Source organism: Georgenia sp. X1117 (assembly GCF_057784635.1).
The window spans coordinates 833,804-851,704 of record NZ_CM173492.1; the positions used below are offsets into that span (position 1 = coordinate 833,804).

A 17,901-nucleotide genomic window follows, 5' to 3' on the forward strand; every position below is an offset into this window, starting at 1 on the left:
CCGTCGGCCCGTCCGGGGTGCGCCCACGGCGCCTCGCTACGCGGAGGCGTCGGCCCGTTCGATGCGCTGGGAGATGACGGTGGACAGCCCGCCGCGCATGGTCACGCCGTACAGCGCGTCGGCGACCTCCATCGTGCGCTTCTGGTGGGTGATGACGATGAGCTGGGAGGACTCGCGCAGCTCGGCGAAGATCTCGATGAGGCGGCCGAGGTTGACGTCGTCGAGGGCGGCCTCGACCTCGTCCATCACGTAGAACGGGCTGGGCCGGGCCGTGAAGATCGCCACCAGGAGCGCCACCGCGGTCAGGGAGCGCTCGCCGCCCGAGAGCAGCGAGAGCCGCTTGACCTTCTTGCCCGCGGGGCGGGCCTCGATCTCGATGCCGGTGGTGAGCATGTCGTCCGGGTCCGTGAGCACGAGCTTGCCCTCGCCGCCGGGGAACAGGCGGGGGAAAACCCGCTCGAACTGCTCGGCGGTGTCGTGGAAGGCGGCGGTGAAGACCTCCTCGACGCGGGCGTCGATGTCCTTGACGATCTGCAGGAGGTCCTCGCGCGAGCGGGTGAGGTCGGCGAGCTGCTCGGTGAGGAACTGGTGGCGCTCCTCGAGGGCGGCGTGCTCCTCGAGGGCCAGGGGGTTGACCTTGCCCAGCCGCGCGAGGTCCTTCTCGGCGCGGGCGAGACGCTTCTCCTGCTCGGCGCGCACGAACGGGACCGGGTCGGGGGCCTCCTCGCCGTCGGCGAGCGGCGCCGTCGAGGGGACGAGCACGTGCGGGCCGTACTCCTCGAGCAGGACGTCGGGATCGGTGCCGAGCTCGGTGACGGCGCGCTCCTCGACCTGGCGCACGCGCATGGTGTGCTCGGTGCGGGCGAGCTCCTCACGGTGGGCGGCGTCGCGCAGCCGGAGCAGGTCCTGGTCGAGCTCGGCGAGCCGGGCGCGCACGGTGGTGGTGGCCTGCTCGCGGTCGGCGCGCTCGGCCTCGGCCTCCGAGCGGCGGGCGGCGGCCTCCCCGACGGCGCGGTCGGCCGCGGCGATGCCCTCCTCGGCGCGCTCGACGACCTCGGCGGCGACGGCCGCCTGGCGGCGCCGGCGGGTGGCGCGCTCGGCGGCGGCGGCCCGGGCGTTGCGCTCGGTGCGGGCGGCGGCCTCGAGGGAGGCGGCGCGGCCGGCGAGGCCCTTGGCCCGCTCCTCGACGGTGCGCAGGGCCAGGCGCAGGTCCGTCTCCTTGGCGCGGGCCTCGCGGGCGGCGGCGGTGGCGGCGTCGCGCTCGGTGGTGGCGCGCTCGAGGTCGGCCTCGGCCTCGGCGGGCTCGCGGCCGGCGAGCTCGAGCCGCTCGGCGAGCTCGCCGAGGACCTCGCGGTGCTCGGCCAGCGCCGTCTCGGCCTGCTCGCGGGCCGGTCCGGAGCGCTCGATCTCGGCGGCGGACTCGCGGATGGTCTGGCGCAGCCGGCCGAGGCGCTCGGTGACGGCGGAGAGCTCGGCGTCCGAGGCGTGCAGGGCGTCCATCGCGGTGGCGACCTGGGCGCGTGCGGCCTCGACCTCCTCGCGGGCCGGGCCGAGCGCGAAGCGGGTGGACTCGGCGCGGGTGGCGGCGGCCTCGGCGTCGGCGAGGGCCTGCTCGTGGGCGGCGTGCAGGCTGAGCACGGAGGACTCCTCGCCCCCGCCGCCCGACACGGCGGCAGCGCCCACGACGTCGCCGGCGCGCGTGACGGCGGTGAGCTCGGGCCGCTCGGCCACCGCGGCGCGCGCGGCGGTGAGGTCCTCGGCGAGCACGACGGCGCCGAGGAGCCGCCGCAGCGTGACGGCGACGTCGGTGCGCGCGGTGACCACGGAGGCGGCGGCCACGACCCCGTCGGGCAGGTCACCGGCGGCCTCGGGGGCCTCGGCGCCGGGGTCGGCGGCGACGACGAGGCGGAGCTTGCCGGTGCCCTGCTCGTGGCTGCCGCGCAGGGCGGTGACGGCGGCGTCGAGGGAGGCCACGACGTGGGCGGCGGCGAGCGGACCGAGCGCGGCGGCGACGGCGTCGGCCCAGTCGGGCTCGACCTCGAGGTGCTCGGGCAGCGGGCCGAGCAGACCCTCGACCTCGCCGCCGGGGGTGGCGTCGGAGGCGGCCAGGCCCAGGGCGAGGGCCTCGGCGCGGGAGCGGGCCGAGGAACGGTCGGCCTCGGCGGTGCGCAGCGTCTCGGCGAGCTCGGCCTCGGCCTTCTCGGCGGCGTCGAGGCGGTCGGCGGCCTGCTCGTAGGCGGCGTCGAGGTCCTCCTCGCCGTCCTCGGCGCCGGCGACGTCCCGCTCAAGCCGGTCGAACTCGCGCTGGGCCTCCTCGGCGCGGGTGCGGGCATCGGCCTCGGCCTTGTGCAGGCGGTCGAGCTCGCCCTGGGCGGCCTCGAGGCGGGAGCGCCGCTCCCCCACCTGGCCGGTGAGGCGGGCCAGGCCCTCGCGGCGGTCGGCGACGGCCCGGTGGACGGCGGCGAGCGCGTGCTCGGCGGCCCGCTCCGCGCCCTCGGCGGCGGTGCGCTCCTCCTCGGCGTCGGCGAGCGTGGCCCGGGCGGCGTCGAGCTCGACGCCGAGCTCGGCCTCGGCGGCGCGGGCCTGCTCGGCCCGCGCCTGCAGGACGTCGGGGTCGCGGCTGTCGTCGCGGCGGGAGCCGTCGTCGGAGGTCTGGTCCTCCTCCGCCGACCCGCCGAGCAGGCGGGCGCGCTCGGCGGCGACCTCGGCGAGCGCCCGGAGGCGTTCGCGGGCGCCGGAGAGCCGGTACCAGGTGTCGGTGGCGGCGCCGAGCCGGGGGGCGGCCTCGGCGGCGGCCTGCTCGAGGGACGCCAGGGAGCGGCGGGCGACGTCCTGCTCACCCTCAGCCACCCGCAGGCGCTCGGCCAGCGCGGTGGTGTCGCTTGTGGCCGCGTCGGCGGCGGCGCGCAGCTGGGCGAGGTCGTCGGCCAGCAGGCGGGCGCGGGCGTCGCGCAGGTCGATCTGGACCACCTGGGCGCGCCTGGCGACGTCGGCCTGGCGGGCGAGCGGGCCGAGCTGGCGGCGGATCTCTCCGGTGAGGTCCGTCAGGCGGGCGAGGTTGGCGGCGGTGGCCTCGAGCTTGCGCAGCGCCTTCTCCTTGCGGCGGCGGTGCTTGAGGACCCCGGCGGCCTCCTCGATGAAGCCGCGGCGGTCCTCGGCGGTGGCCTGGAGGACGGAGTCGAGCCGGCCCTGCCCGACGATGACGTGCATCTCCTTGCCCATGCCCGTGTCGGACAGCAGCTCCTGGATGTCGAGGAGCCGGCAGGACTCGCCGTTGATCTGGTACTCCGAGCCGCCCGAGCGGAACAGGGTGCGGGTGATCGTCACCTCGGTGTACTCGATGGGCAGCACGCCGTCGGTGTTGTCGATCGTCAGGGAGACCTCGGCGCGGCCCAGCGGGGCGCGCCCGGAGGTGCCGGCGAAGATGACGTCCTGCATGGAGCCGCCGCGCAGGGACTTCGCGCCCTGCTCGCCCATCACCCAGCTGAGGGCGTCGACGACGTTGGACTTGCCCGACCCGTTGGGGCCGACCACGCAGGTGATGCCCGGCTCGAGGTGCAGGGTGGTCGCCGACGCGAAGGACTTGAAGCCCCGCATGGTCAGCGTCTTGAGATACACGCCCGCGAGCCTAGGTCAGCGATCCCCTGATCCGCGGGATCCCGCGCCCCGCTCCCCTCTCGCGAGTGAGCGGAAACTGGTCTCGCGAGTGAGCACTTTTCTGCCTCCGGCGAGCACATCCGTGCTCACTCGTCAGGCAGAAAACTCCTCACTCGTCACGGTGCGGGGGTGGCGAACCAGAGGGCGATCTCGCGCTCGGCGCTCTCGGGCGAGTCCGAGGCGTGCACGAGGTTCTCGATGACCTTGCCGCCGCCCTCGTGGCCGAGGTCGCCGCGGATCGATCCGGGCGCGGCGGTGGTGGGGTCGGTCGCCCCGACGACGGTCCGCACGCCCTCGATGACCCGGTGCCCCTCGACGACGGCGGCGACCACCTGGCCGGAGGACATGAAGTCGACCAGGCCGGGGAAGAACGGGCGCTCGGCGTGCTCGGCGTAGTGCTCGGCGAGCAGGTCGCGGTCCGGGGTCAGCATGCGCAGCGCGGTCAGGGCGTAGCCCTTGGCCTCGAGGCGGGCGAGGATCTGTCCGGTGAGGTGCCGGGCGACGCCGTCGGGCTTGACGAGGACGAGGGTGCGCTCGATCGGGGAGGTCATGCGGGCAGCCTAGCGGCGCCGAGGCGCAGGTCAGGACCGGGGTGTCCGGTCGCGCGGCCGGCCGGTCAGCCGGCGGAGGTCAGGGTGCGGTGGTGCTCGAGCTCGGCGGCGTAGCGCTGCCGACGCTCGACGTCGATGTCCCCGCCGGTGCGCAGCGCGATCAGCCACAGCAGCGCGAAGACCAGCGCCAGGCCGAGCACCATCGGGACGACGAACGCGACCGCGACCAGCCCGAGCTGGATGAACCAGCCGGCCACGCCGATCTCCCGGGGGAACCGGCGGGTGAGCCCGGCGCCGAGAAGGCACAGCACCATGGCGGACATCCCCACGCCCCACACCCAGGGCAGCGGTGCCGCGCGCAGGCCGTGCGCGACGAGCGTGGCGAAGAGCATGACGAAGGCTTCGAGCGCGAGGATCGCGGTGAGGAACATGACCTTCGCCGACCGCGGTGGCCGTGGTGGCGGCGGGGTGGCGGGGTTGAGCTCGTCGGTCACGGCTCCAGGGTAGTGCGGGCGAGCACCGGGCGGATGCGGGCCAGCACGGCGGGCCGCTGGACCTGCGCGCCGTAGCGGACGTCGACGGGGATCCTCGGCAGGCGCAGCACGGCGGTCAGCCCGGGCGGGCAGAGGTCGGCGACGGCGGCGCGGGCCGCCGCGGCCAGGCCGGCGGGCGCGGCACCGGCACGGGCACGGGCCCCGCGGTGGTGGCGCCGGTCGGTCTGGAGGACCGCGACGACCCCCTGCCGCCCGCGCGGGCCCACGCCGACGACGCAGGCGGCGACCACCCCCGGGATCGAGCGCAGCGCGATCTCGAGCGCGACCGGGGTGACGACGCCGGTCGGCGTGGTGATCTCGTGGCCGACGCGGCCCTCGAGCCAGAGCCGCCCCTCGGCGTCGAGGTGGCCGAGGTCGCCGGTGCGGTGCCAGCCGGCGAGCATCTGGGCGCGGGCCTGCTCGGCGGCCGGCGCCAGGTAGGCGTCGCGCAGGTGGGGGGCGGCGCCGATGACCTCCCCGGTCACGCCGGGCGTGGTCACGGGCTCGCCGGCCGGCTGCCCGTCCTCGCCGAGGGGGACGATCGCGGCCTGCGCGCCGGTGACCGGGCGGCCCACGCAGGTGCCGCCGCCGGTGCCCGCGGCACTCGAGGCCCCGGCCGCGCGCAGCTCGGGCAGCGTGAGGTCGGTGAAGGGCAGCAGCCCGGCCATGCCGTAGGGGGCGTGCATCGCGGGGTCGCCGAGCAGGGTCGCGGCGCGCGAGAGCTCGGCCGCGGTCACCGGGGCCCCGCCGACGGCGACGGCGCGCAGCCGCCGCAGAGCCTCCCGCTCGTCGGGCCCGAGCCGGTTCGCGGTGGCGACGACGGAGGCGAGGCCCGCGGGGCTGACGGCCAGCGCCGGGGAGGGCACGCGCTGGACCGCGCGGGCGAGCCGGTGGCCGGTGAGGTCGCCGGGGCGGCCGTGCCCCGGGATCACCGCGGGCGCCCCGACGGCGAGCGCGAGCAGCGCGGCGGGCGCGAAGCCGGCGACGAGCCCGCGGTCGGCGTCGAGCGGGAGGACCTCCCGCGTGGCGGCGCACATCGCCGCCAGGGTGCGGTGGGTGTGCACGACGCCGGAGGGCCGCAGCGAGCCGGCCGCCTGGAAGACGACCAGCGCGTCGTCGTCCGCGTCGGGCTCGGCCGGGAGGGTGACGCCGCCGGCCTGGAGCTCGCGGCCGTGGTCGAGGAGCTCGCCGAAGACCCCGCGCAGCCCGAGCAGGCGCCGCTCGTTGGCGGTGATCGACCGCTCGAAGGGCGTGCGCACGAGGTAGCGGTGGTCGGTCCAGCCGCGCACCCGCGCCGCGCGGGCCGCCACGGGCGTGCCGAGGAGGTGGTCGAGGTCCGCGCCGCCGAGCGACCGGTCCAGGCCGCGGGCGCCGAGCCGGGGGTCGGCGAGCACCGCGACGGCGCCGATCCGCAGGATCGCGAAGAGGCTGGTCGCGAGCTCGACGCCGGGCGGGACGGAGACGCCGACCCGGTGGCCCGGCCGCACCCCCGCGTCGGCCAGGCCGAGGGCGAGGATCTCGACGTCCGCGGCGAGCTCACGCCAGGTCACCCGGCGGCGCACCGCGGGGTCGTCGAGCACCAGCGCCGCCGCCTCGTCGTGGCGCCGCTCGCGCAGCCGGTGCCACACCGGTCGGTAGGCGCCTGACCGGTCGCCGTCGTGGTCCATCACGGAAGTCAGCGTAATGACGCGCGCCCTCCCCGGCGCCCCGGCCGCCGTCCGCGTCATCCGCGTCGTCCCGCCGCCTCCGTCGTCCCGGGATGTGGAACCGCGCGGCATCGGCCGCACCCGGCGCGCGGGTCGGTGCCACTGTGGGCCCCGGCCCGCACCCACTGCCCGCCCAGTACTTCCTTCCCGTCGTCGAGAGGACACCATGTCGAAGGTCCGCACCACCCACGCCGGCTCGCTGCCCCGCACCGCCGCCCTCATCGAGGCCAACGCGGCGCGGGCCGAGGAGCGCATCGGCGCCGAGGAGCTGACCGGGCTGCTCGCCGACGAGGTCGGCGGCGTCGTCGCCCGCCAGACCGAGATCGGCCTCGATCAGGTCAACGACGGCGAGTACGGCAAGCTGATGAGCGAGTCGGTCGACTACGGCGCCTGGTGGTCCTACTCCTTCGGCCGCACCGGCGGGCTGACCATCGACCCGGACGACGCCTCCTGGGCCACCGCCGACGTCCGGTCCTCGCCCGGCGACGTCCGGCTCACCGGCTTCCTCCAGCGCCGCGACCGCGCCCTGTTCGCCGAGGCCTACGGGGACCCCACCTCCGGGATCTGGACCGGCGGCGACAATCCTCGCCCCTTCCCGGTGGTCACCGGCGAGCTGACCTACACCGGGCAGGAGGCCCTGCGCGCCGACGTGCGCCACCTCGTCGACGCCCTCGCCGCCCAGGGCCGCGGCCCGGAGAGCGGCTTCGTCACCGCCCTGTCCCCCGGCTCGGCCTCCCGCATCACCGACCGGTTCTACGGCGACGAGGACGCCTACCTCGACGCCTGGGCGCGGGTCCTGCGCGAGGAATACGCAGCGATCCTCGAGGCCGGCCTGTGGCTGCAGATCGACGACCCCTCGGTGGCGGAGAACTTCGACCAGATCACCCCCGAGCCCGCCGTCGCCGACTACGTGGCCTTCACCGAGAAGCGGGTCGCCGCGCTCAACCGGGCCCTCGAGGGCCTGCCGACGGAGCGGGTGCGCTTCCACCTGTGCTGGGGCTCCTGGCACGGCCCGCACGCCACCGACCTGCCGATGGCGGACATCGCCCCGACGATGCTCACCGTCGACGCCGCCGCCTACTCCTTCGAGGCCGCCAACGTGCGCCACGAGCACGAGTGGCGCGTCTGGGAGGACCTCACCCTGCCCGAGGACAAGGTCCTGCTGCCCGGCGTCGTCTCGCACGCCACCAACGTCCTCGAGCACCCCGAGCTCGTGGCCGACCGGGTCGAGCGCTTCGCCCGCCTCGTCGGCCCCGAGCGCGTGTGGGCCTCGACGGACTGCGGCCTCGGCGGCCGCGTCCACGCCCAGATCGCCTGGGCCAAACTCGGCTCGCTCGTCGAGGGCACGCGCCTGGCGAACGAGCGCCTCGCCCGCGGCTGACCACACCCGGTCGGCGGCCGGTACCCCGGCCGCACCCACGACGACGGCGGCGGGCACCTGAGGGTGCCCGCCGCCGTCGTCGTGGTCGGGTCAGCCCGCGAAGACCCCGATGCCGTTGGGCACCTCGCGGAGCACCTCGATGCCCTCGACGCGGCTGCGGCTGAGCAGCTCGAAGCCCTCGCCCAGGCTGGTGCGGCCCACCATCGTCGAGGAACCGCCGCCGTCGAGCAGGACCGCGTCCTCGGCGCCGAGCCCGGCGGTGAGCGTGGCGATGTCCACCGTCGAGATACCGACGCTGTCGGGGTTGCGCCCGTCGACGACGAGCAGGTACATCGTGTGCCCGTCGGCGCTCACGCCCGCCGTGGTGCGCGGGTTGAGCGGGTTGTCGCCGATGTCGGCGACCTCGCCGTCGCGCACGATCACGCCGCCGCCGATGGCCCAGTCGAGCCTGCCCGGCGCCTCGGAGCGGGTGCGCAGGTGGGTGTTGAGCCGGTCCCCGACCTCGACGGCGCGCAGCTGCTCGGCGCCCTCCTCGCGGCCGACGAGGACCTCCTGGCCCTCCTCGAGCACGCCGGCGCCGCCCGCCTCGGTGAAGATCCCGGCGACACGGCCGTCCTCGACGAGGACCTCGACGACGTCCTGCGAGCACGGCGCACCGCGGGACGTCTCGTCGCCGCAGACGACCCGCTCGCGCGTGGCCGGCCCCCGGCCGTCGCCCCACCGCTCGTCGTAGACGGTGATCTCGTCGCGCGCCATGGCGTAGCGGTTGAGGCCGTCGATGTCCACGCGCCCGACGCCGCGGGCGGTGAAGAAGCCGTCCAGCGTGACGTCGGTGACGACGCCGCGCCCGTCCATGGTCACGCCGACGACCTCGTCGCCGTCGTTCCAGGCGGGCGGCATCGACTCGCCGTGGCGCTGGCGGGCGGGCACCGCGGACTGGCGGATCTCGCCGTCGCGGATCTCGACCCCGACGGCGGCGAAGGTCGCCTCGATGTCGCCGTGCCCGGCGTCGACGGTGTTGTTGAAGAAGTCGCCGTTGACGGCGGCCAGCGCCCCGGCGTCGGAGGCGAGGTCGTCGACCCGGTGCGGGGTGGTGATGCTCGGGCCGGCCAGCAGGTCGGTCTCGGCGGTGCGCAGGTCGACGGCGAGGAGGTTGGCGGTGGAGGCCCCCTCCTCGGAGGTCACCCGGTAGGTGGTGTGCACGACGCCGTCGGCCAGGTCCCGCTCGGCGGTCTGCTCGACCTCGAGGTCGCCGGCGGCCACCGCCTGGGCGGGCCGGTCCTCGTCCGGCGCGGCCGGTGCGTCCTCGGCGGCCACGGGCCCCGCGAGGGCGGTGGTCACCGCCGTGGCGCCCAGGGCCAGCGTCGCCGTCGCGGCCGACCAGCGGCGCACGAGGCTGGTCGGTCGGGTGGTCGGTGCTGCGTTCGTTCCGGTCATCTGCGGGTCCCCCTGGTCGCGGTGGTGCTCGGACGGCGGCGACGGTAGGTGGGGCAGGTGACCGCGGAGCATCGACCCGGCCAACGGCACGCGACCCCGCGCGGACGGACCGCACCGCGACCGTCCGGATCCGGGTGGTCCGACGCACCACACGGCGTCCGGTTCGTGGAATGATCCACACCACGCCGTCACCCGCGGCGTCACGCCCGACGAAGGATCGCCCCCATGGCCACGCCCCACATCGCTGCCGAGCCCGGCGACATCGCCCCCGCCGTCCTGCTGCCCGGCGACCCCCGCCGCGCCGCCCGCATCGCCGAGCTGCTCATGCCCGACGCCGAGATCGTCTCCGACGTCCGGGCGAACAAGGTCTTCACCGGCGAGGTGGACGGTCGGCCGCTGACGGTCATGGCCTCCGGCATGGGCATGGCCTCGACCGTGCTGTACGCCAACGAGCTGTTCGACCACTTCGGCGTGCAGCGCATCGTCCGCGTCGGCACCGCCGGCGGGCTCGCCCCGCAGGTGCGGGTCGGCGACGTCGTCATCGCGCTGGGCGCGCACACCGACTCCGCCATCAACGTCGAGCGGCTGCCGGGCCTGCACTTCTCGGCGGTCGCGAGCTACGACCTCGTCGCCGCCGCCGTGGCCGCCTCCCGTGAGCTGGCCGGCGAGACCCCCGTGCACGTCGCGCCGATCGTCTCGCGCGACCACTTCTACGGGAACTCCGCCGAGCTCAACGCCACGCTCGCCTCGTACGGGACGCTGGCCGTGGAGATGGAGGCCGCGGGCCTGTACGGCGTGGCCGCGCAGTACGGGCGTGAGGCGCTCGCCGTGCTCACCGTCTCCGACCACCTGCTCGACCACTCCGGGGACATGTCGCCCGAGGACCGCGAGACCCGGTTCACCCTCGCCCTCTCCCTCGCCCTGGCCGCCGCCCACTCCTGAGCCCAGGGGCGTCCCACGGCCGGGGCGCCCCGCAGATGAAGGACCCCCCATGGACCACCAGTCGACCTCCCGGACGGGACGCCCCCTGCCCTGGGCGCGCACCACCGAGCCGGAACCGGCCACGGCTGCGGAGGACATCGACGAGGCCATCCCGGCGGCGCTGCCACCGAGGTGGCCCAGCCCGTCCGAGAGGGCGGAGCCGGCCGCGCGGGCACCCCGATCGACGTCGTCGGGCCGTCCGCGGGGGGCGGACCTCGAGGGCGACGACGACGTCGTCACCGACCCCTACCCGGAGGACAACCGGCCCTCGCGACGCCGGCCCACGATCTCGGGACGCCCCTTCGAGCCCTGGCTCGCCGCCGGGGACCGGCTGCCCCCGCCGGGCGGGTACGGGACGGACGGGCCGGGCGCCCGGGCGACGGCGCGCCGGCGACCCGACCGGCGGGCCACCGCGGCGGCCGCGCGGCGCGGGCCGGGCCGGCCGCGCAACGCCGACGCCGAGCAGAAGGCCTTCGGGGCGGTGCTCGACCTGTTCGGGCAGCGCGGCTGGGCCGGGCTCTCCCTGGACGCGGTGGCCGCCGAGGCCGGTCTGGGCAAGTCCTCCATCTACCTGCGGTGGACCGACAAGCAGGCCCTGCTCATCGACGCGCTCCAGCACATCGACCTCTCGGTCGTCACGCCGGAGGGCGAGGCACCCACCAGCGTGCGGGACATGCTCGTCCACGCCGCGCACCGGCGCATCGCCCAGTACGGCGGCGTGCACGGCCCGGCGATCTACCGGCTCAACATCGAGGCGCGGGTCTACCCCGAGATCTTCGCCACGATCTGGGAGGAGACGGTCGGGGCCTCCATCCGCGAGCTCTCCGCTGCGCTCCTGCGCAACGCCGAGGGCGCCCACCAGCCCACCGAGCAGGACGCCACCGACCTCATCGCCTCGGTGGAGGGCACGGCCCTGTACCTGGAGTTCGTCGCGCACCCCGCCTCGCCACCGAGCGACGCCGAGCTGCACGACCGGATCGAGCGCATGGTCGACCGCCACCTGCGCGGCATCCGCGAGCACCTCGCCCGTCGGGCCCACGGCCAGGACCGCTGAGCCCCGGGCCCGTCGATCGAGCCGGGCCCGGCCCTGGGCCCGTCAGTCGAGCAGGCCGCGGGCGACGAGGACCTCGCGGGCCCGGTCCGCGCCCTGCCACAGGTGGGCGTCCAGCCCGACGGCGGCCGCGGCCTCGACGTTGACCTCGCGGTCGTCGAAGAAGACGACCTTGTCGGCGGACCTCCCCAGGTGCCGTGCGGCGTCCTCGAAGGCCTCGGCCTCGGGCTTGCTCAGGTGCGTGTAGCAGGAGAAGCGCTGGACGGCGAAGGACTCCGACCACGCCTGCTCGTCGAAGGTCTGTGCCAGGGAGACCGGCGCGTTGGACAGCACCCCCATGCGCACGCCCGCCTCACGCAGCTCGCGGAGCAGGTGGAGCACCGGCGGGGCCAGGCGCGCCCACCGCTGGACGTCGGCCGCGACGAGCTGGGCCACGGTCTCGGCGGTGAGGGTGGGGCCGCCGGCCGCGTCGGACACGCGCTGCCAGTAGGCGGCGTCGTCGCCCGTGCGGTCGTACTCGGCGCGGTGCTCCATCACCGCGGCCGCGAGCCGCTCGGCCGGCTCCCCGGAGGTGGGCAGGCCGAGCAGGCGAGCGACGATGGGCACGACCGGCCCGTCGGAGGCCAGGGTCCCACCGACGTCGAAGAGCACGGCGAGGTCGGTCACTGCGGGGGCTGCTGTCTCGGTCACGACCCTCATCGAAGCACGCCCGGGTGTCCGGACGGTGACAGGCCGGGGCACCGGGTGACGGTAGAACGGACCCATGGACCTCGAGCACATCCGGGCCGAGCTGCGCACCTTCGCCGACGAGCGCGAGTGGGGACGCTTCCACACGCCCCGCAACCTGCTGCTCGCCCTGGTCGGCGAGGTCGGTGAGCTGACCGAGATCGCCCAGTGGCGCACGGACGACGAGCTGCGCGCCCACGCCGCCAGCCCCGACGGCGCACGGGCGCTCGGGGACGAGCTCGCCGACGTCCTGTCCTACCTCGTCCAGACCGCCGACAGCCTGGGCATCGACCTGGGCGAGGCGTGGGCGGCGAAGATGGTGGCCAACGCCGAGAAGTACCCGGCCGAGCTCGTGCGCGGCTCGAACGCCAAGTACACCGCCTACGAACGGCGAGGCGGGCCGGCGAAGGACCGGCCGACCGACCCGACGGACCCGGCGGACCCGGCGGGTCGAACTTCCCCCGACGCCGGTTGACCGCCGCGCCGCGGGCGGCGAACCTGTCTCGGGACGGCAGTCGCCGTCCTTCCCCGCCGGCCGTCTGGACCGGTCCGCCCGAAGGAGGTCCGGTGCCCGGCACCACCCGCGCGTTCCCCCGCCCCGCCGTCGTCGGCGCCGCGGTGTGGTCGATCCTGCCGCTGTACTGGCTGGTCGAGATCGTCGTCGCCTCGCAGGTGGAGGCGCCCTTCTCCTTCCTCACCCACACGATCTCCGACCTGGGCGCGTCGACCTGCGCGTGGATCCCCTACCGGTGGGCCTGGGTGGAGGTCTGCTCGCCGTGGCACCCGCTGATGAACGGCGCCTTCGCCGCCTTCGGGATCCTGCTCGCCACTGGCGCGTGGCTGGTGAGCACGGCGCTGGAGCCGAGCAGGCTGCGCGCACTGACGCGCGCGCTGTTCGTGGCCGCGGGGCTGAGCGCCATCGGGACGTCGCTCGTGCCGATCGACACGGACATCGACCTGCACTCGCTGGTCTCGGTGCCGATCTTCTTCTTCGCCCCGGCCGCGACCACGCTGCTGGCGGTGCTGCTCGCGCGCAGCCGGGGACCGCTGCGGGGCGTCGGGGTGGCGGGCGTCGTCGTCGGGCTCTTCTGCCTGATCTCCGCCCTGGTCACCGTGACGCTGGTCGCGATGGACCTCAACTGGTCGATCCCCGAGCGGCTCACGCTCTGGCCGCTGCCGCTGTGGGCCGCGATCCTGGGCGTGACGCTGCTGCGGGCGAACCGACGGGGGCCGGGCTCGGCCCCCTCCCCCGCGGCCGCGCCGACGGGCGGGGCGGGTCGGCAGCCGGCCGGCGCGGGTCGGCCGGTGGACGCCGGCCGGGGCGGCACCTGGGCCTGAGCCGGGTGCCGCCCGGGCCGTAGCTTCGGCCGACGCTCAGCCGTTCGCCGCTAGGGCATGCTCCACCCTCCCGACAGGTTGAGCGAGGACCCGGTCATGTAGCTCGATGCGGGACTGGTGAGGAAGGCGACGGCCTCGGCGATCTCCGCGGGGTCCGCGAACCGTCCGAGCGGCACCTGCCGGGTCGCGCGCTCCTTGTCGTCCTCGGGCATCACGGCCGTCATCTCCGTCTCGACGAGTCCCGGCGCGACACCGTTGACCCGGATGCGGCTCGCGGCGAGCTCGCGCGCGAGGCTCATCGTCAGGTTCTGCAGCCCGGCCTTCGAGGCCGCGTAGTGGGCCCCGATGGCGTAGAACGGTCCGAAGGTCGCCTCCGGCCCGCCGGACGCCCCGAGGACACCGCCCACCGAGTGGATGTTGACGATCGTGGCGGTGCCGTCGCTCGGCATGACGGGGGCCAGCGCACGGGAGGTGAGGAACGGCGCCCGCAGGTTGACCGCCATCACCTCGTCCCACGCCGCCGCGTCGATGTCGGCCAGCCGGCTCTGCCGGCCGTCCGTCTTCGGCGAGATCCCGGCGGCGTTGACCAGCGTGGTCACGGTCCCGAGCGACGTCGCGGTCTCGACGACCTGCGCGACGTCGGCCTCGACCGTCAGATCGGCTCCGAGCCCTTCGTGCGGTTCCCCGGCGTGGGCGATCCCGGCCGCGGTCTCCCGCGCGGCGCTCTCGCTCCGGTCCACCACGAGCACCCGGAACCCACGCTCGGCCAGCAGGGCGCTCACCCGCGAACCGATCCCGCCGGCCCCTCCGGTGACGACTGCCACCCGTGCATCCATCTCGTTCCTCCTCCGTCGTTCGTTCCCGCAGCCGTCTCCGGCTCCGGTCCACCCGTGTCCGGGGGACATCTTCGTGGCACGCTCCTGGCGTGCAGACCTTCGACTGGGAGCGGCCGCCGTACGCGATCGGGTCCGTCGACAACGCGCTGCAGTTGCTGCACCTCCTGCGCGACGAGGGCCCGCTCAGGCTCGTCGAGGCCGCGCAGCACCTGGGGGTCGCCACGTCCACCGCGCACCGTCTGCTCAAGATGCTCGTCTACCGGGGCTTCGCGGTCCAGGAGGGTGCCTACGGCCGCTACGCCGCGGGACCGTCGCTCGGTGCGGCCCCGGTGCGCGGCGATCTGCTGCGCGATCTCAAGGAGGTCGCCCGGCCGCACCTCGAGCAGCTCACCGCACGCGTCGGGCACACGTCGAACCTCTTCGTCAGGGTCGGCACGGACGTGCGGACGATCGACTCGATCGTCGCCGGGTCCGCCCATCATGTCGGCGATCGTCGCGGACTCGTCTTCCCCGCCGCCAGGGCGTCCGGCGGGAAGGTGCTGCTCTCCCAGCTCCACCGGAGCACGCTCGAGCACATGTACCTCACGCCGGGCCCCCGGGGCGGGGCCACGATGACCGCGGCCCAGTTCGAGAACCTCGTCCTCGAGCTCGACACCGTGCGCCGGCGCGGGTACGGCACCAACGAGGCCGACACCGAGAAGAAGGTCGCCTCCCTGTCGATGCCCGTGCTCTCCCCGGAGCGCGTGGCCGTCGCCGCGTTCGGCCTCTCGGTGCCGGTGGTCCGGGCCGCCGAGCTCACCGCGCGGGAGACCATCGGCGTCCTGGCGGACACGCGGGACGCCATCTCCGACGACGTCGCCCGGCACCTCCCTGCCTGGGTCACCTCTCCCTGGCGCCCGCCGTCCGACCGGTGACGGACGTCCCGCCCGCCGGCAGAAGGACGTCCGCCCACGCCACCGTGTTGAGGCCGCCGTCGGCGCGACGGATCCACAGGTGGAGGGTGACCCGCTCCCCGTCGTCCTCCGGGGCACGGCCGACCACCGTCCCCCCGATCGCCACCGTCTCGAAGACCTCGGTCGGGCGCAGGAACTTCACCCTCAGGTGTCCGCCGGCGATCCACGGGTCGCCGATCTCGCGCGCGAGCCGGTCGAAGAGGAAGGTGACCTGCTGCTCGCCCTGGACCACCGGCACCCGCAGGCCCTGCCCGCGGGCCTCGTCGAGCGAGTTGTGGACGTTCTTCACGTACTCCCCGACCCGCGAGTAGACGGCCGCCTCCTCGAAGGTCACGTCCATCTCCACCTCCGCGAGGCTCGCCCCGACCACGAGGCTCGCCGGGTCACCGGCGCGCACCTCGGGCGCGTCCGCCGCGACCTCGCCGGTCACCGGCTCGTCCGCGACCGCGCGCGGCGTCGAGGGGCCGGACGCGCTCCCGCCTCGACCGGCCACACCTCCGGGGTTCTCGGCCAGCATCTCCGCGCCCCGCCGACGCATGACGAGCCGGCCGTCCTCGCCGCGCGCCTCGGACTCGAAGACCACGTGCACCTGCCCGCGGCGCTCGTACGCCTCGACGTAGCGGCCGGACAGGGTGATGACCTCGCCCACCCGCACGGCCGACGCCGACCAGATCTCCTCGTGCGCGTGCAGCCCCCGCACCTTCGACGGCGAGAGGACGACGTTGTACAGCTGGAGCAGGTCGTTGCTGAGGATGGCGGGCGAGACGTGCTCCACCCCGTCGACGACCCAGGTCGCGCCCTCCTGGTGGATCAGCCGCTGGGTGAACAGGTGGCGGCCGAGCCGGTGCCTGTCGATGACGACCTGGACCGGGCCGACCTCGAGCCGCTCCTCGGCCACGTCGGCGGTCAGGAGGCCGAGCTCCGCCTCGAGGTCGTCCACCTCGCTCGCGCGACGCGGGTCGCTGATGTCGCGCCAGGGCGCGCTGGTCGAGGTCACGTCGATCGTCTCCTTCGTGGTGGGGTCGCTGGTGGTCGCCGGCCCGGTCATCGGGCACCGGCCGGCTCGAGGGCCTCGTCGGGGGTCTCGTCGAGCGGGCGCTCGAACACCTCACCCGGCATCTGGTCGACCTGCCCGACCACGACGTCGAAGTCGAGGTGGTCGAGGATGTCCCGTTCGACGTCCACGCCCGGAGCGACCTCGACGAGCGCCAGTCCCTCGGGCGTCAGGCGGAAGACCGCCCGTTCCGTGACGTAGAGGACCTCCTGCCCGCGCTCGACGGCGCGGCGACCGTCGAAGCAGATCTCCTCGACCTCGGGGACGAACTTCTTCACCCGTCCCTCCGTGCGGACGCGGAACCCGTCCTCGTAGTCGACCTTGAGACCGCCGGCGGTGAAGGTGCCGCAGAAGACGAGCTTGCGGGTGTTCTGGGCGATGTCGATGAATCCGCCGGTGCCCGTCACCGTGGTCCCGTAGCGCGACACGTTGACGTTGCCGTGCTGGTCGACCTGCGCGAACCCGAGGAACGCCGCGTCCAGCAGGCCGCCCTGGTAGAGGTCGATGAGGTTGGGCATGGGGACGACGGCGTCGTGGTTGACGCTCGCTCCGAAGATGGCTCCGGTCGCCGTCGTCCCGCCGATGACGCCGTGCTCGACGGTGGCGTTGACCTCCTGGTCACCCCGTTCGCGCAGGATCGTGGCGACGCCGTCGGGGATGCCGACACCCATGTTGAAGACCTCGCCCGGACCGAGCTCGGCGGCCGCGCGCGCCGCGATCACCCGTCGCTGGCCGAACGGCAGGGTGGCGACGCGCTCGGCCGAGCGTCGACGGCCGGAGAAGTAGTCGTTCGTCTCGCCCACGTAGCTCTGCATCTGCTCCGGGACCAGGGTCACCGCGTCGACGAGGATCCCCGGCAGCTGGACGTCGCGCGCCGGGATCTGCTCCACGTCGCGCTTGACCTGGACGAACACGCGCCCGCGCCGCCTGCCGTCCGCCGTGTCCCGCTCGCGGTGGGCCGCCGACGCCAGCTCGAGACTGTCCATGACGTACGGCTCGTCGTGCAACGACACGTTGCCGCGCGCGTCCGCGAAGCTCCCGCGGAGGAAGGCGAAGTCGATGGGGATCGACCGGTAGAAGAGGTACTCACGGCCGTCGATCTCGATGACGCTGACGAACGTCTCCGTCGACCGGGAGTTGAGCGCTCCTCCCTTGACCCGGGGGTCCACCAAGGAGCCGAGACCGATGTCGGTGACCAGGCCCGGCCGGCCCGCGGCCTCCTCGCGGTAGAGCTGGCTGAGCACGCCCTGCGGAAGGTTGTACGCCTCGACCCGCTCCTCGGCGATCATCGTCTTCAGCTCGGACGACAGGCCGAAGTGGCCGCCCACGAACCGCCGCACGAGTCCGTCCTTGGCGAGCGGACCGAGCCCGCGGGGCGACGCGCCGTCGCCGAGCCCGGACGTGTGCACGATCGTCAGGTCGCGCGGCGAGCCGGTCTCCTCGAACCTGCGGGCCAGGGCATCGATGAGCGCGGTCGGCTCGAGGATGCCGCCTCCCGCACCGAGGATCCCCACGGTCGCGCCGTCGAATATCTCGGCAACCATCTCGTCGATCACCTGATGCGTCATGCGGGTTCTCCTTCGTCTCCGTGGCGATGCCGGTGGGCCTCGGTGCCCCTGCCCGGGCCGGCCCGGACGAGCTCCGTGCCGGCGGTCGCAGCCACGGCGATGCTCGGCGCACGCGGCTCGCTCCCGCCA

Annotated in this window: 15 protein-coding genes; 6 read left to right on the forward strand and 9 right to left on the reverse strand. The window is 75.1% G+C overall.

Annotated elements, in window-relative coordinates; all coding sequences use genetic code 11:
* Positions 1-36 precede the first annotated feature (36 nt).
* From smc to AC3D3D_RS03790, 4 genes are all read right to left on the reverse strand, one after another.
* Positions 37-3,618, reverse strand: a complete 3,582-nt coding sequence (smc, locus tag AC3D3D_RS03775) for a chromosome segregation protein SMC (RefSeq protein WP_463660867.1) — start codon at positions 3,616-3,618, stop codon at positions 37-39.
* Between the two features lie 155 nt (positions 3,619-3,773).
* Positions 3,774-4,208, reverse strand: coding sequence for a nucleoside-diphosphate kinase (ndk, locus tag AC3D3D_RS03780; RefSeq protein WP_463660866.1), 435 nt, complete (start codon positions 4,206-4,208; stop codon positions 3,774-3,776).
* Between the two features lie 65 nt (positions 4,209-4,273).
* Positions 4,274-4,702: a DUF4233 domain-containing protein gene (locus AC3D3D_RS03785; protein ID WP_463660865.1), complete on the reverse strand. Its 429-nt coding sequence runs from the start codon at positions 4,700-4,702 to the stop codon at positions 4,274-4,276.
* Complete coding sequence (locus AC3D3D_RS03790) at positions 4,699-6,408, reverse strand: AMP-binding protein (protein WP_463661060.1); 1,710 nt, start codon at positions 6,406-6,408, stop codon at positions 4,699-4,701. The genes AC3D3D_RS03785 and AC3D3D_RS03790 overlap by 4 nt, the downstream gene beginning before the upstream one ends.
* Before the next feature lie 205 nt (positions 6,409-6,613).
* On the opposite strand from AC3D3D_RS03790, the gene AC3D3D_RS03795 reads away from it, so the two are divergent.
* Positions 6,614-7,828, forward strand: a complete 1,215-nt coding sequence (locus AC3D3D_RS03795) for a cobalamin-independent methionine synthase II family protein (protein WP_463660864.1) — start codon at positions 6,614-6,616, stop codon at positions 7,826-7,828.
* 90 nt (positions 7,829-7,918) lie between these two features.
* Here AC3D3D_RS03795 and AC3D3D_RS03800 read toward each other — a convergent pair whose 3' ends face one another.
* Positions 7,919-9,265 (reverse strand): phosphodiester glycosidase family protein, encoded by a 1,347-nt coding sequence (locus tag AC3D3D_RS03800; RefSeq protein ID WP_463660863.1) that lies wholly within the window; start codon positions 9,263-9,265, stop codon positions 7,919-7,921.
* A gap of 225 nt (positions 9,266-9,490) precedes the next feature.
* On the opposite strand from AC3D3D_RS03800, the gene AC3D3D_RS03805 reads away from it, so the two are divergent.
* Both AC3D3D_RS03805 and AC3D3D_RS03810 read left to right on the forward strand, forming a co-directional pair.
* The gene (locus AC3D3D_RS03805; RefSeq protein ID WP_463660862.1) at positions 9,491-10,207 is read left to right on the forward strand and encodes a purine-nucleoside phosphorylase; all 717 of its coding nucleotides are present in this window, start codon (positions 9,491-9,493) and stop codon (positions 10,205-10,207) included.
* Between the two features lie 49 nt (positions 10,208-10,256).
* A complete protein-coding gene (locus AC3D3D_RS03810; protein ID WP_463660861.1) occupies positions 10,257-11,300 on the forward strand; it encodes a TetR/AcrR family transcriptional regulator in 1,044 nt (347 codons plus the stop codon).
* Positions 11,301-11,342: 42 nt separating this feature from the next.
* On the opposite strand, the gene AC3D3D_RS03815 is transcribed toward AC3D3D_RS03810, so the two are convergent.
* A complete protein-coding gene (locus AC3D3D_RS03815) occupies positions 11,343-11,987 on the reverse strand; it encodes an HAD-IA family hydrolase (RefSeq protein WP_463660860.1) in 645 nt (214 codons plus the stop codon).
* A 73-nt stretch (positions 11,988-12,060) separates the two neighbouring features.
* Here AC3D3D_RS03815 and AC3D3D_RS03820 point away from each other — a divergent pair, with 73 nt between their 5' ends.
* Positions 12,061-12,498, forward strand: a complete 438-nt coding sequence (locus tag AC3D3D_RS03820; RefSeq protein WP_463660859.1) for a nucleotide pyrophosphohydrolase — start codon at positions 12,061-12,063, stop codon at positions 12,496-12,498.
* 92 nt (positions 12,499-12,590) lie between these two features.
* Entirely contained in the window at positions 12,591-13,361 is a 771-nt protein-coding gene (locus tag AC3D3D_RS03825) for a DUF998 domain-containing protein (protein WP_463660858.1), read from the forward strand.
* A gap of 50 nt (positions 13,362-13,411) precedes the next feature.
* Here AC3D3D_RS03825 and AC3D3D_RS03830 read toward each other — a convergent pair whose 3' ends face one another.
* On the reverse strand, positions 13,412-14,197 hold the full coding sequence (locus AC3D3D_RS03830) for an SDR family NAD(P)-dependent oxidoreductase (RefSeq protein WP_463660857.1): 786 nt from the start codon (positions 14,195-14,197) through the stop codon (positions 13,412-13,414).
* A gap of 89 nt (positions 14,198-14,286) precedes the next feature.
* Here AC3D3D_RS03830 and AC3D3D_RS03835 point away from each other — a divergent pair, with 89 nt between their 5' ends.
* Positions 14,287-15,111 (forward strand): IclR family transcriptional regulator, encoded by an 825-nt coding sequence (locus tag AC3D3D_RS03835; RefSeq protein ID WP_463660856.1) that lies wholly within the window; start codon positions 14,287-14,289, stop codon positions 15,109-15,111.
* Here AC3D3D_RS03835 and AC3D3D_RS03840 read toward each other — a convergent pair.
* Both AC3D3D_RS03840 and AC3D3D_RS03845 read right to left on the reverse strand, forming a co-directional pair.
* Positions 15,077-16,147 (reverse strand): hotdog family protein, encoded by a 1,071-nt coding sequence (locus tag AC3D3D_RS03840; protein WP_463660855.1) that lies wholly within the window; start codon positions 16,145-16,147, stop codon positions 15,077-15,079. The genes AC3D3D_RS03835 and AC3D3D_RS03840 overlap by 35 nt on opposite strands.
* 47 nt (positions 16,148-16,194) lie before the next feature.
* Positions 16,195-17,772, reverse strand: a complete 1,578-nt coding sequence (locus tag AC3D3D_RS03845) for a CoA-transferase (protein ID WP_463660854.1) — start codon at positions 17,770-17,772, stop codon at positions 16,195-16,197.
* Positions 17,773-17,901 lie beyond the last annotated feature (129 nt).